Origin of the sequence: Nocardioides sp., assembly GCF_031397825.1 — a bacterium.
Lineage (GTDB): Bacteria > Actinomycetota > Actinomycetes > Propionibacteriales > Nocardioidaceae > Nocardioides.
This window is the reverse complement of the sequence record NZ_JANNML010000242.1, coordinates 1-13,551: the sequence shown is the minus strand read 5'-3', so window position 1 is coordinate 13,551 and position 13,551 is coordinate 1. Positions and strand designations below refer to the sequence as shown.

Genomic DNA, 13,551 nt, shown 5'->3' with positions numbered 1-13,551 from the left:
ACGATCCAACCCGTCTGCTCATTGTGGGTGCGACATGGTTGCGGTTTGGTCCCGAACTGCAGCCGCCGGGACCTAGCCCGTGGGTTGCCACTCGACCTGTCCCGTCAGTCGCTGCCACCGCATGTGCAGGCGTTCTCGGCAGTCCTCGGAGTAGCACGAGGCGCGGACCAGTGAGCGCCACCGGTGGAGCCGTCGCAGCTGGTGCGGGCGATCCAGGAGCCGGTCCAGCTCGTGCATGACGGCAAGCGGATGGTTGAGCAGGTCGTCGAGGGTGAACCCTCGCCTCGTGTAGTGCGGTGAGAGGCCGCGCTCACGTCGCAAGTCGGTGCGGTGCTGGTCCTTGTCCCGATGGTGCCCGCCGTCGTACTCGTGGACATGGCGCGTTCCCCGCAACAGCAGGTCCGCTCGACCCAGCGACGTCCCCTGGTCATCGAAGAGCTCGACCTGTGGTTCGGTCTGCACGTCGCACACGTCGTGGAGGATCTTGAGCAGCACCTCGCCCGGGGATTCGCACCTCACGTCTGCGAGGTGCCAGGCGGCTCGCAGACGTCGCACGCCGGGACGCCGGGAGGCAAGGAGGCTCTCCATCCGCTGGTGGTCGAGGTCGCCGAGGCGCATCGCCGAGGTGATCATGATCGCGATGTCGAGGGTTCCGAGGTCACGACTGGCACGGAGGAGGATCTCCTCGGCGGCGGCCACGGGCAGACCGTGCCGCGTCTCGCTGGGGGCGTCACTGACCAGTCGCGACACGATCAGGCCCGAACGTCGCGGCCGCGCCACGTCACCGGGGGCGGAGGCGAAGACCGGGACCTGGCTCGGCAGATGCGGGAGGTTCCAGCCGCGGATCCGCGCCCCCGTGACGTGGGTGAACGCCGCACCCTCCGGCAAGACCAGACGAAAGGCCTGCAGGTCGCGGACCAGCTCGGACCACTCGTCGCCCTGAGTTTCTGACCGGTAGAGACCGAAGCTGACACGGCGGTGCCCGACGGTGCGCACCTCCCCGCGCTGGGCATCACCCACCTCATCAGGGGTCAACCGGCGCCAGTGCGGCTCGCGTCGATCCTCGGACGTCTCAGTCATGGCGACAACATGGGCATTTGGCGACGCCGGCAAACACGGCTCAGATGAGCCTGTGGATGCGGGTGCGATCGCCAGCCGAGGACCGGGCTGTGGTTTGGTCACCAACCGCAAGGACAGGTGACCTGAGAATGCGGTTGGTGACCAAACCGCAACCCCCGGGCACTCAGAGCAGGCCCAGGTGATCCAGCGCCAGGTAGGCCTGGTCGGTGGTGCCGAAGCCACCGGAGCGAAGCTCGCCGCGAAGCTGCGCCAAGGACAGCAGGGTCACCGCGATGTCCTCGTGCTCGTCGAGTGACTGCGGAGCGGACCGGGTGCAGTCGTGTGCGACCACGACCCACCGGCTCTCCGTGCTCTTGTAGGGCGTGGTGTGGGTGATGATCTTCCACCCAGTCCCGACGTAGCCGGTCTCCTCGCGCAGCTCGCGGGCCGCCGCGTCCAGGACACTCTCACCGTCATCGACCAGACCGCCGGGCAAGGAGGGCATGACCCGGTCCGGCCCAGGGCGGAACTGCCGGATGGCCACGACCTGCTGCTCGGGAGTGAGGGCGAGCACCACTACCGAGTCGGGGCTGTCGATCAGGTCCCAGTCGCTCTCACGACCGTCGGCCTGACGCATCCGACGGCGTACGACGTGCGTGTAGCCGCTGTAGACGGGCTGGTCCTCCCCCACCTGCTCCCAGCCAGCCATACCGTCATGTGTCACAGAGCAGGGCCACCGGCACCACCCGGAGGCGGCGCCACGGGCGGCTCCGGCTCACCGGTAAGAGGGTCCTCGAGGGGCGGGACGTGCCCACTGGTCTGGTCCGTCGGGTCACTGGGATCGTCCGGGCCACCAGCCCTGGCCGCGGTGCCGGGACGGGTGTCCTCCGGGTCCGCCTCGTCGGGGGTCGAGGGACCGCGCTCCCCGAGCAGCGTGGAGAGGCGTGCCGGGCTGAGACGGCTGAACTTGCGGGGCTGAGTCCGGGTGCGGTCCAAGATGGCCACCTCGAGGTGGTCCACGTCGATGACGCGGTCGGCGTCATCGGTGTGACCGAGGGCTGCCACCGCGAGACGTACGGCGCTCTCGAGAGACTGGTGGGGCTCGTAGTGCTCCTTGATGTACTTGGCGACCATGTCGGACGCCCCGCCCATCACCGCGAAGCCCTGCTCGTCGGCCACCTGTCCGTCGTAGGTGAGCCGGAAGATCTGGTCCTCATCGGCGGTGTCCCCGATCTCGGCAACGAAGAGCTCGACCTCGTAGGGCTTCTCACCACCGCTGGAGAAGATGGTGCCCAGGGTCTGGGCATAGGCGTTGGCCAGGCCGCGACCGGTGACGTCGCGGCGGTCGTAGGCATAGCCGCGCATGTCGGCAAGACGTACGCCGGCGATGCGGAGGTTCTCGAACTCGTTGTAGCGACCCACGGCAGCGAACGCGATCCGGTCGTAGATCTCCGACACCTTGTGCAGGGCCTGCGAGGGGTTCTCGGAGGCGAAGAGGATGCCCTCGGCGTACTGGATCGTGACGACCGAACGACCGCGCGCGATGCCCTTGCGTGCGAAGTCCGCCCGGTCCTTCATCAGCTGCTCGGGCGAGACGTAGAACGGCATGCTCATCGGGTGCCTCCCGTCGTGCCGCCGGTCAAGGGTGCTCCCGGGCCGTCGGGACGGATCATCCGACCCGCGATCACCCGGTCGGCGATCTCTGCGACCTCCTCGTCGGGGACGCGTCGCCCACCGTCGGCGGTGATCACCCGGACGACGGGAAAGATCCGCCGTGTGAGGTCCGGCCCACCGGTGGCGGAGTCGTCGTCCGCGGCGTCGTACAGCGCCTGGACCAACGCGGTCACGCAGCCCGTCTCGTCGAGGTCCTCGCGGTAGAGCTTCTTGAGGGAGCCCTTGGCGAAGAGAGAGCCGGAGCCGACCGAGAAGAAGGCCTGCTCCTCGTAGCGTCCCCCGGTCACGTCGTAGCTGAAGATCCGCCCGTGGCCCTGGCGCAGGTCGTAGCCGGCGAAGAGGGGTACGACGGCGAGGCCCTGCATGGCCATCCCCAGGTTGGCCCGGATCAGGGCGGCGAGACGGTTGGCCTTGCCGTCCATCGAGAGCGTGGTGCCCTCGATCTTCTCGTAGTGCTCGAGCTCGGTCTGGAACAGCCGGACCATCTCGACCGCGAGGCCGGCAGCACCGGCGATGCCGACTACGGAGTACTCGTCGGAGGGGAACACCTTCTCGATGTCGCGCTGGGCGATGATGTTGCCCATCGTCGCTCGCCGGTCACCGGCCATGACGACACCGCCGGGGAACGTCGCCGCGACGATCGTCGTCCCGTGCGGGGCGAGATCGCCGGCCTGCCCCTGGGGCAGTGCGCGACGTCCCGGCAAGAGGTCCGGGGACTGCGAGGACAGGAAGTCGCTGAACGACGAGGTCCCCGGCTGCAGGTAGGCGGCGGGGAGGCGCGGGTCGGTCACTGGCCGCCCTTCTGGATGAACGACTTCACGAAGTCCTCGGCGTTCGACTCCAGGACCTCGTCGATCTCGTCGAGGATCGCGTCGATGTCACCGTCCAGGGCTTCCTTGCGCTCGGCGACGTCGGTCTCGGGGGCGACCTGGGTCGCCTCCTCGGTCTCCGAGGACTTGCGCGGCTGCTTCTGCTCTTGGGCCATGTCCCGACCCTATCCACTCACCCCCAGTCGGTTCGACAGGCTCGAGCAGCGGAATCGCCGCGAGTGCGCAGACGGGGGCGACCTGCGGTTTGGTCACCAACCGCAATCCACGGACGTCTGCGCGTGTGGTTGGTGACAAAACCGCAGCCCAGCCCTCAGCGAGTCAGTGCCGTGAACAGCTGCTCAGCGGTGTCACAGCGGTCCAGCAGCTCACCGACGTGCGCCTTGCTGCCGCGCAACGGGTCGATGGTGGGCACGCGCTGCAGCGACTCCCGCCCCGGAAGGTCGAAGATGACCGAGTCCCAAGAGGCGGCGGCGACGTGCTCGGCGTACTTCTCCAAGCACCTGCCTCGAAAGTAGGCGCGGGTGTCGGTCGGCGGGTCGTGCATGGCGCGCTCGACCGCGACGTCGTCGAGGAGCCGGTCGACGCGCCCCGCGGCCACCAGCTTGTTGTAGAGGCCCTTCTCGGGGCGGATGTCGGAGTACTGCAGATCGATCAGCGCGAGCTTGGCGTCGTCCCACGCCAGGCCGTCGCGGTCGCGGTACTGCTCCAGCAGCTGGAGCTTGGCAACCCAGTCCAGCTCACGGGCGCACAGCATCGGGTCCCGCTCGAGGCGGTCGAGGACCGACTCCCAGCGCGCGAGGACGTCGACGGTCGGGGCGTCGGCGACCGAGCCGAGCCGGTCCTCGACGTACTTCTTCGCCAGGTCGAGGTACTCCAGCTGCAGCTGCACCGCCGTCAGGGTCCGCCCGTCACCGAGGGTGAAGGTCTGCTTCAAGGACGGGTCGTGCGACACCGCCCGCAGGGCCGAGACCGGACCGCTCACGCTGAAGTCGGAACCGATGAACTTGTCCTCGATCATCGCCAGCACCAACGAGGTCGTGCCCACCTTGAGATAGGTCGAGACCTCCGAGAGGTTGGCATCGCCGATGATGACGTGCAGGCGCCGGTACTTCTCCGGATCCGCGTGTGGCTCGTCGCGGGTGTTGATGATGGGCCGCTTGAGGGTCGTCTCGAGGCCCACCTCGACCTCGAAGAAGTCGGCGCGCTGGCTGACCTGGAAGCCGTGCTGGCGACCGTCCTGGCCGATCCCCACACGCCCGGCCCCGCACACGACCTGCCTGCTGACGAAGAACGGCGTCAGGTGGCGCACGATGTCCGCGAAGGGGGTGCTGCGGCGCATCAGGTAGTTCTCGTGGGCGCCGTACGACGCTCCCTTGTTGTCGGTGTTGTTCTTGTACATCGCGATGGGCGCCCCACCCGGAAGCAGGCCCGCGCGCCGCTGGGCGTCGAGCATGACCTGCTCGCCGGCCTTGTCCCACAAGACGATGTCGAGAGGACTCGTGACCTCGGGCGTGGAGTACTCGGGGTGGGCGTGGTCCACGTCGAGGCGCGCGCCGTTGGTGAGGATCACATTCGCGAGGCCGAGGTCCTCGTCGGTGAGCTGGCTCGGGTCCGCGACCTGGCGTGCCATGTCGAACCCGCGGGCGTCACGCAGCGGCGACTCCTCCTCGAAGTCCCACCGCGCCCGGCGAGCCTTGACCGTGGCGGACGCATAGGCGTTCACCACCTGGGACGTGGCCACCATCGGGTTGGCCAGGGGTTGTCCCTGGACCGAGATGCCGTACTCGACCTCGGTGCCCATCACTCGCCGGACGCTCATGGGTCGAGCGTACGGGCCACGGTCAGGCTCAGCGCTTGCGGAGCACCATCTGGGCGAGGTAGATGATCACGAGGACGACGACGATGATGATGAGGATCTTCACGGGCAACCTTTCGAGGTGCGGCCGCCACCGTGACGGCACCCGACATCTGTAGCACGCTGGGTCCACCGGTGGGCTCACCCCCCGGGTGGTGGCGGAGGAGCCGAGAGATGGGCAGATGGGAAGAACGGGTCGTCCCGCGACTCGTCGACCGGGCGCTGCGCGCCCCCGACATCCAGGCGTTGCGGGCGCGCGTGTGCGCCGGGATAGCGGGCGACGTGCTCGAGCTCGGCTTCGGCAGTGGCCTCAACCTGCCCCACCTCTCCCGGGCCGTGGCCACCCTGTCCGCTGTCGAGCCGTCCGACCTCGGCTGGTCGATGTCCGAAGCACGCCGCCAGGCCAGCCCGCTTCACGTCGAGCGTGTCGGCCTGGACGGTCAACGTCTTGCCGCGAGCGACGCGTCGTACGACGTGGTCCTGTGCACCTTCACGCTGTGCACGATCCCCGACGTCGAGCTGGCGCTGACCGAGGTACGCCGGGTCCTGAGGCCGGCGGGGACCTTCCACTTCCTGGAGCACGGCCTGGCCCCGCAGCCGCGCGTCGCAGCCTGGCAGGCCCGGTTGGAGCCGTTGCAGCGACGCGTCGCCGGCGGGTGTCATCTGACCCGCGACATCGCGGGCTTGGTGCGCTCGGCCGATCTGGAGATCGTGGACCTCTCGGCCGAGTACCTTCCCGGTCCGCGCATCACCCGACCGTGGTCGTTCGGATACCTGGGGCGGGCCGCACCTCGCTGAGGGCTGCGGTTTGGTCACCAACCGCAACAACCGGGGCCATCGGCATGGGGTGGGTGACCAAACCGCACACCCCGACGGAATGCCAACGGCCGGCCGCAGAGCGACCGGCCGTGACAGTCGGGTGAGCTAGAGGTACTGACCGGTGTTGGCCACCGTGTCGATCGATCGACCGGGCTCGGTGCCCTGCTTGCCGGTGATGAGCGTGCGGATGAAGACGATCCGCTCGCCCTTCTTCCCGGAGATGCGGGCCCAGTCGTCGGGGTTGGTGGTGTTGGGGAGGTCCTCGTTCTCCTTGAACTCGTCGACGCACGCCTGGAGCAGGTGCGAGACGCGCAGCCCCTTCTGGTCGTGATCGAGGAGGTCCTTGATGGCCATCTTCTTGGCCCGGTCCACGATGTTCTGGATCATGGCGCCGGAGTTGAAGTCCTTGAAGTACAGGACCTCCTTGTCACCGTTGGCGTAGGTGACCTCGAGGAAGCGGTTCTCCTCGGTCTCGGTGTACATCCGCTCCACCGTGGCCCGGATCATCCCGTCCACGCACGCCTGCCGGTCCCCACCGAACTCGGCCAGGTCGTCCGCGTGCAGCGGCAGCTCGGCGAGCAGGTACTTGGTGAAGATGTCGCGCGCGGACTCAGCGTCTGGTCGCTCGATCTTGATCTTCACGTCGAGCCGCCCCGGTCGCAGGATGGCGGGGTCGATCATGTCCTCGCGGTTCGAGGCTCCGATGACCAGCACGTTCTCGAGCAGCTCCACGCCGTCGATCTCGCTGAGCAGCTGGGGCACGATCGTGTTCTCCACGTCGGAGGAGACCCCGGAGCCGCGGGTGCGGAAGAGGGAGTCCATCTCGTCGAAGAACACGATGACCGGAGTGCCTTCGCTGGCCTTCTCTCGGGCCCGCTGGAAGACCAGGCGGATGTGGCGCTCGGTCTCGCCGACGTACTTGTTGAGCAGCTCGGGGCCCTTGATGTTGAGGAAGTAGGACTTCCCCTCCTGGCCCGTCTTGGCCGCGACCTTCTTGGCTAGCGAGTTGGCGACCGCCTTCGCGATCAGCGTCTTGCCACATCCCGGAGGTCCGTAGAGCAGCACGCCCTTGGGGGGCTTGAGCTGGTGCTCCTTGAAGAGCTCGGGGTGCAGGTAGGGCAGCTCCACGGCGTCGCGGATCTGCTCGATCTGGCCGGCGAGCCCACCGATCGACTCGTAGGCGATGTCCGGGACCTCTTCGAGGACGAGCTCCTCGACCTCGGACTTGGGCACCTTCTCGTAGACGTAGCCCGCTCGCGAGTCGAGCAGCAGCGAGTCGCCAGCGCGGATCGTCTCCTGGAGCAACGGCTCCGCAAGTCGTACGACGCGCTCCTCGTCGGCGTTGGCGATCACGAGCGCGCGCTCGCCATCAGCGAGCAGCTCCTTGAACATCACCACTTCACCGACCTGCTCGAAGTCGAATGCGGCGACGACGTTGAGAGCCTCGTTGAGCATCACTTCCTGGCCGCGGCGAAGCCCGTCCAGCTCGACGCCTGGGCTGACGTTGACGCGCAGCTTGCGACCACCTGTGAAGACGTCCACCGAGTCGTCCTCGTTGCGCGTCAGGAAGGTGCCGAAGCCGGCCGGCGGCTGGGCGAGGCGGTCGACCTCTTCCTTGAGCTTCATGATCTGGTCACGGGCCTCACGCAGCGTTTCCGCGAGCCGCTCGTTCTGCGAGGTCACGGCAGACAAGGACCGCTGAGCATCAGCCAGACGAAGCTCGACACCGCGCGACTGCGTGGGTGCTTCGTTGAGACGTCGGCGCAGCTCGGTCACTTCGGACTCGAGGAAGCGCACCTGGCTCTCGAGCTCGTCGCTCTTACGACCGCTACCGCTGGACACACCATCTGTCGACGACATGAGGTCCACCTCCTGTTCTTGCGACCTTACCGGGGTGGCCATACAAGGGAAGCGGATATGCGCCGGTGTTGGTCACGTTTTCCATCACCCGCGGGCATGTGGGTTTGCGGAGTGGTCACCAACCACAGCACCGGGGCCCCGGGACCTGCGGATTGGTCACCAACCGCAGACCCACGGTCAGCGCGCGTGCAGTCTCGCGAAGTTGCGCAACAGCGACCCGGGGCGATCGACCTGGACCGCGGCGGCCGCTGTCTGCAGGGCGACGACCTCGGCGGGGTCGAAGTAGCCGTGTCCGGCGTAGACCGCGATCCGCGTCCGGATCCCGTCCAGGTCGAGCTCGGGGTGGAACTGGGTGGCGTAGACGTTGGCCCCCACCCGGAAGGCCTGGACCGGACAGGCAGCCGAGGTCGCCAGCACCGTGGCGCCGTCGGGGACGACCGCGAGAGCCTCCTTGTGCCCGCCGTACGCCGCGAAGGTCTGCGGCACGCCGGCGAAGAGCGGGTCCAGGGTCCCCTCGGCGCTCACCGTCACGGAGCACGGCCCGACCGGCTCCGGGTGGGACCGGTCCACCACACCGCCCTGGTGCCGGCCGAGGGTGCCGATGCCGTAGCAGGCGCCCAGGAACGGGAAGTCGGCTTCGACGACCTGGTCCAGCAACGTGGCCAGGTCCTCCTCCGTACGACGCTGCTCGGCCGTCTTCGTCGCCTCCGGGTCGGAGACGCAGAACGCGCCACCGCCGAGGACGATGCCGGACCACTCGCCCAGGTCCACCCGACCCAGAGCGGCCACTCCGAGCTGGCGTCGCTCGAGCCCGGCGGAGCCGACCTCGAGGAACCGGGCGAACGCGTCGTGCTCCTCCTCCGCCGCCTCCGGCTCGGCTCGGATCGACAGCAGGAGGAAGGGCCTCACGACTCCTCGGTCCCCGACACCTCGACCTCCGACACCTCGACCTCAGACACCTCGACCTTGGGTACGTCAGCAGGCCGCGGGCCGGTGTAGTCGGGGCCGTACGCGCCGGGAGCGGGGCGCCTGGTCTTGCGCGGCGCCGTCTCCCCCGGCGCCATGCGGCGCGCGGTGACGAGGAAGGCGGTGTGACCGATCATCTTGTGCCCGGGGCGTACGGCGAGGCCTTCGACGTGCCAGTCGCGCACGAGCGACTCCCAGGCCTGCGGCTCGGTGAAGCCGCCGTGCAGCCGCACGGTCTCCATGAAGCGGGAGAGCTGGGTGGTCGTGGCGACGTAGGCACAGACGATCCCGCCGGGTCGCAGCGCGTCGGCGGTGGCCTCGATGCACTCCCATGGGGCGAGCATGTCGAGGATGACACGGTCCGCGCGCTTCCCGGAGCGGGGCAGCTCCTCGGCGAGGTCACCCAGCTCCAGCGACCAGGCCGGGTGGGTCTCGCCGTCAGGGGCACCGAAGAACTGGTGCACGTTCTTGCGCGCGACGTCGGCGAACTCCTCGCGCCGCTCGTAGGAGGTCACGTGCCCGAAGGGTCCGACGGCGCGCAGCAACGAGCAGGTCAGTGCGCCGGACCCGACCCCGGCCTCGACCACGTCGGCCCCGGGGAAGATGTCGGCCATCGCCACGATCTGGGCAGCGTCCTTGGGGTAGACCACCGCAGCGCCGCGCGGCATCGAGACCACGAACTCCGACAGGAGGGGCCGGAACACGAGGTACTGCCCACCCGAGGTCGAGGTGATCGTGAACCCCTCCTCACGTCCGATCAGGTCGTCGTGGGACATCCCGCCACGATTGGTGTGGAAGGACTTGCCCGCCTCGAGGCAGATGTTGTGCTTGCGGCCCTTGGTGTCGACCAGGCGCACCCACTCACCGGCCCGCAGGGGGCCGCGATGGACCCCTGACCACGCCTGAGGTGCGACGTCGTCGGTGGAGGTGGCGGCATCAGGAGTAGTCGAGGACACCGCGGAACCCTACTGCCAGCGCGTCGAGGGTCGACGTACCGGCTACTGCCGCACCGCCCGATCGACGTCGGCGGTCGCAAGCACGCCGTAGACCGTGCCGTCCTCCTCGACCAGGACGTACTCGGCTGCGGGTGCCCGCTGGATCGCCTGGATCAGCGCCTCGCCGGAGAGTCCTACCGGGATGGAGAGCCCCTCCTCCAGGGTGCGCGCGACGGTGGAGACGGCGACCCAGGGGCGGCGGTCCTCAGGAGTCGCCAGCAGCGCGGCCTCGTTGACGACACCGACGGGCTTGCCGCTGCCGGTGACCGTCACGATGCTTCCGGCCTCGGCGGCCTGGGCACGTCGTACGGCCTCGGCGAGCGGCAGGTCGTCGGGGACCGAGAGGGTACGCCGCGCGAGGTCGCGGGCCCGCAGCGACGGGAGTCGCGAGCGGAGCCGTGCCGATGTCATGGCCTGGGTGGCGCCCGCCCACAGGAACGTGGCGATCACGAAGGACAGGACGAAGTCGAAGATGTCAGGAGGACGCCCGAATAGCTGCTCCTGGGCGATGGGGTAGAGCAGGACGGCGAACGCCGTCACGCGGCCACCCCATGCAGCCGCGATCGTGCCGCGGTGGACGTCGCCGGTGGCGCGCCAGACCGCGGACTTGAGGACGCGGCCGCCGTCGAGCGGCAGTCCGGGCACGAGGTTGAGGACGCCGACGAGCAGGTTGGCGCCGGCGAGTCCCTCGACTGCCATGAGCAGGAGGCCGTCGGGGGTGACGAACCAGAGCCCGAGCGCGGCCAGCCCGACCGCGATCGAGGTGAGCGGTCCGACCACGGCGATCCAGAACTCCTGGCGCGGCGTGCGCGACTCCCCCTCGATGGCGGTCATCCCGCCGAGGAAGTGCAAGGTGATGGACTTGACCGGGAAACCGAAGCGTCGTGCGACGACGGCGTGCGATGCCTCGTGCAGGAGCACCGAGCCGTAGAGGACGACCGCGAAGGTCAGCCCGGCGACGTACTTCCACGGGCCCAGACCGGGCTGGACCTGCTCCACCCGGGGAGCCATCAGGAAGGCGATGAGCGCGGCGATGAGGAACCAGGACGACGAGACGAGCACGTCGCTGCCCGCGATGGTGCCGAGCTTGAACGTCCCCGCGGGGCGGGGCTCTCGGCGTTGCGCAGGCTCGGACACGTGTCGAATCTAGCCGACCGCACCCTGCCGGCCCTGGGCGGAGTGGTGTGTCGGCGCCCTCCCCTAGGCTCGATGGCGTGAGGCGAGGATGAGCGAGGTCGCCGGCCACGGTGCCGGTCACGCTGAGACGATCGAGGTCGGACCCTCCCCCGCCGAGAGCGTGTCCACGCCGGTCGACGGGGTCGAGGTCGTTGGCGCCCTCTCCCCCAGCCGGGCCGGGGACTTCCTGACCTGCCCGTTGCTCTACCGCTTCCGCACGATCGACCGCCTGCCCGAGCCTCCCTCGCCCGACGCGGTCAGGGGCACGGTGGTCCACAAGGTCCTCGAGAACCTGTTCGACCTACCGGCCCTGAACCGTACGCCGGAGCGGGCGCGCGACCTGCTGATGCCGGCCTGGGACGCGCTCCTCGACGCCGAGCCGAGCGTGGCCGAGATGTTCGGGACCGAGGGCCCGGACGTGGTGTCGTGGCTCGCGTCGTGCCGGACGGTGATCGATCGCTACTTCGAGCTGGAGGACCCGCAGCGTCTCGAGCCGGCCGAGAGGGAGCTCTACGTCGAGACGCTCCTGGACTCCCGCCTCCTGCTCCGCGGCTTCGTGGACCGCATCGACGTCGCCCCGGACGGCGCGATCCGGGTGGTCGACTACAAGACCGGCCGGTCTCCTGCCGAGGGGTTCGAGGGCAAGGCGCTGTTCCAGATGAAGTTCTACGCGCTGGTGCTGTGGCGCACGCGTGGTGTGGTGCCGGCGATGCTGCAGCTGGTCTACCTCGGCAACGGCGAGATGGTGCGCTACGTCCCCGATGAGCAGGACCTGCTCGCGACCGAGCGGAAGGTCGAGGCGATCTGGGCTGCGATAGCCATCGCTCGCGACACGGGTGACTGGCAGCCTCGGCGCAGCCGTCTCTGCGACTGGTGCGCGCACCAGGCGCTGTGTCCTGAGTGGGGTGGCACGCCGCCGCCGCTTCCGCTCGTCGCAGACGTGCGGATTGGTCACCAACCACAACCCGAATCGCCCTGAACCTGCGGATTGGTCACCAACCACAAGCCACGAGGGTCAGCCGCCAGCTCATTGCGGATTGGTCACCAACCGCAGGCCGAGCTGCCGAGGACTTGCGGAGTGTGACCAAACCGCAGCGACGCAGGCGCCCGACGACCAGGCGGTCAGAGCCCGTTGCGCTCGACCCACAGCGCCGCCTGGGTGCGGTCGCTCACGCCGATCCGGGCGAAGGCAGAGGTCAGGTGGGCCTTAACGGTGCGCTCGCTGATGCCGAGGCGCCGGGCGATCTGCTTGTTGGCGAGCCCCTCCTTCACCAGCCCCAGCACCTCAGACTCGCGTCCCGTGAGCTGCACGTTGGCAGACCCCGCCCGGGTGCCGATGAGGGCACGCGCGGCGCGAGGGTGGATCGGTGACTCGCCGCGGCTGACCGCGCGGATCCCGTTGAGGACGTCGTCGGGGTCGGCGTCCTTGAGCAAGTAGCCCACCGCGCCCGCGTCCAGCGCGCCGAAGATGCGCTCGCTGTCGGAGAAGGACGTGAGGACCAGCACGTCGGCGAGCTTGGCGCTCACGATGTGGCGGGTGGCCTTCACTCCGTCCATCCCGGGCATCTGCAGGTCCATGAGGACGACGTCTGGGCGCGTGCGCTCGGCGACCTCGATGGCCTCGGCGCCGTCACTGGCCTCCCCCACGACGACGATGTCGTCCGTGGCCGCCAGGAGCTGGCCCATCCCGAGCCGGATCACGGCGTGGTCGTCGACCAGGACGACGCGGATGGGGCTGGTGGGGTCAGTCATCGACGGCCACCTCGAGCCGTACGGCGGTTCCCTCGCCTGCTGCCGAATCCACTCGGAGCCTCCCGCCGCTGTCCCTGACCAGGCTGGCCATGCCCCTCAGACCGTAGCGGTCCGAGGCAGGGGCGGCGTCGGCGGCGAAGCCGATGCCGTCGTCCACCACCTCGAGCACGAGCACCTTGCCGTCGCTGCGGACGGTGACGGCGATGGTGGAGGCCTGCGCGTGGCGCAACGCGTTGCGCACAGCCTCCTGCGCCACCCGCCAGACCAAGGCCGCCTGTTGGTCGGTCGCGGTCTCGGCGCCCTCGACGCTGATCGACGCCTGGATGCCCAGGGCGCTCGCCGGCGCTGTCAGGTCTTCCAGAGCTGCGGCGAGGCCTTCGGCGTGGATCTCGGGCGGATGGATCTCGGCGAGAAGGGCCCGCAGGGACTTCAGGGTGTCGCGGATCGCCTGGTTGGCGGACGTGAGCGAGGTCTTGACCGTGGGCGAGAGGTTGGGCTCGCGGGCTGCTGCTGCGATCGAGAAGGACGTGCCGGCGAGGTCCTGGACAACACCGTCGTGCAGGTC

At 69.0% G+C, this 13,551-nt stretch carries 13 protein-coding genes, 1 pseudogene and 1 CRISPR repeat array; of the genes and pseudogenes, 2 read left to right on the top strand and 12 right to left on the bottom strand.

All coding sequences use genetic code 11. From position 1 onward, the window contains the following. Positions 1-72 precede the first annotated feature (72 nt). From RMN98_RS20475 to dop, 6 genes are all read right to left on the bottom strand, one after another. Positions 73-1,080, bottom strand: a complete 1,008-nt coding sequence (locus RMN98_RS20475; RefSeq protein WP_309650672.1) for a hypothetical protein — start codon at positions 1,078-1,080, stop codon at positions 73-75. A gap of 163 nt (positions 1,081-1,243) precedes the next feature. Next, positions 1,244-1,768 carry an NUDIX hydrolase gene (locus tag RMN98_RS20470; protein ID WP_309650671.1) on the bottom strand — a complete coding sequence of 175 codons (525 nt, stop codon included), beginning with the start codon at positions 1,766-1,768 and terminating at the stop codon, positions 1,244-1,246. Between the two features lie 11 nt (positions 1,769-1,779). Beyond that, the gene (gene prcA / locus RMN98_RS20465; RefSeq protein ID WP_309650670.1) at positions 1,780-2,673 is read right to left on the bottom strand and encodes a proteasome subunit alpha; all 894 of its coding nucleotides are present in this window, start codon (positions 2,671-2,673) and stop codon (positions 1,780-1,782) included. Beyond that, positions 2,670-3,524 (bottom strand): proteasome subunit beta, encoded by an 855-nt coding sequence (gene prcB / locus RMN98_RS20460; protein ID WP_309650669.1) that lies wholly within the window; start codon positions 3,522-3,524, stop codon positions 2,670-2,672. The genes prcA and prcB overlap by 4 nt, the downstream gene beginning before the upstream one ends. Further along, positions 3,521-3,718, bottom strand: a complete 198-nt coding sequence (locus RMN98_RS20455; protein ID WP_309650668.1) for a ubiquitin-like protein Pup — start codon at positions 3,716-3,718, stop codon at positions 3,521-3,523. The genes prcB and RMN98_RS20455 overlap by 4 nt, the downstream gene beginning before the upstream one ends. A 155-nt stretch (positions 3,719-3,873) precedes the next feature. After that, positions 3,874-5,382, bottom strand: coding sequence for a depupylase/deamidase Dop (gene dop, locus RMN98_RS20450; protein WP_309650667.1), 1,509 nt, complete (start codon positions 5,380-5,382; stop codon positions 3,874-3,876). Positions 5,383-5,592: 210 nt separating this feature from the next. Here dop and RMN98_RS20445 point away from each other — a divergent pair, with 210 nt between their 5' ends. After that, complete coding sequence (locus RMN98_RS20445) at positions 5,593-6,216, top strand: class I SAM-dependent methyltransferase (protein WP_309650666.1); 624 nt, start codon at positions 5,593-5,595, stop codon at positions 6,214-6,216. Between the two features lie 126 nt (positions 6,217-6,342). On the opposite strand, the gene arc is transcribed toward RMN98_RS20445, so the two are convergent. From arc to RMN98_RS20425, 4 genes are all read right to left on the bottom strand, one after another. Further along, positions 6,343-8,097, bottom strand: coding sequence for a proteasome ATPase (arc, locus tag RMN98_RS20440; protein ID WP_309650665.1), 1,755 nt, complete (start codon positions 8,095-8,097; stop codon positions 6,343-6,345). 177 nt (positions 8,098-8,274) lie between these two features. Further along, entirely contained in the window at positions 8,275-9,006 is a 732-nt protein-coding gene (locus RMN98_RS20435; RefSeq protein ID WP_309650664.1) for a glutamine amidotransferase, read from the bottom strand. Next, positions 9,003-10,019 carry a tRNA (adenine-N1)-methyltransferase gene (locus RMN98_RS20430; protein WP_309650663.1) on the bottom strand — a complete coding sequence of 339 codons (1,017 nt, stop codon included), beginning with the start codon at positions 10,017-10,019 and terminating at the stop codon, positions 9,003-9,005. The genes RMN98_RS20435 and RMN98_RS20430 overlap by 4 nt, the downstream gene beginning before the upstream one ends. A 42-nt stretch (positions 10,020-10,061) precedes the next feature. Next, a complete protein-coding gene (locus RMN98_RS20425; RefSeq protein WP_309650662.1) occupies positions 10,062-11,195 on the bottom strand; it encodes a M50 family metallopeptidase in 1,134 nt (377 codons plus the stop codon). A gap of 88 nt (positions 11,196-11,283) precedes the next feature. On the opposite strand from RMN98_RS20425, the pseudogene RMN98_RS20420 reads away from it, so the two are divergent. Further along, positions 11,284-12,162: pseudogene (locus RMN98_RS20420) on the top strand (RecB family exonuclease); the annotation flags it as partial. A 13-nt stretch (positions 12,163-12,175) separates the two neighbouring features. Next, positions 12,176-12,325: direct repeats of the CRISPR family, unit length 19 nt; unit sequence TGCGGATTGGTCACCAACC. 31 nt (positions 12,326-12,356) lie between these two features. Here RMN98_RS20420 and RMN98_RS20415 read toward each other — a convergent pair. Together RMN98_RS20415 and RMN98_RS20410 are read right to left on the bottom strand one after the other, a co-directional pair. Then, entirely contained in the window at positions 12,357-12,986 is a 630-nt protein-coding gene (locus tag RMN98_RS20415; RefSeq protein ID WP_309650661.1) for a response regulator transcription factor, read from the bottom strand. Beyond that, positions 12,979-13,551 (bottom strand): ATP-binding protein (locus RMN98_RS20410; protein WP_309650660.1); only part of this gene is annotated, 573 nt, incomplete at its 5' end. The genes RMN98_RS20415 and RMN98_RS20410, both read right to left, overlap by 8 nt.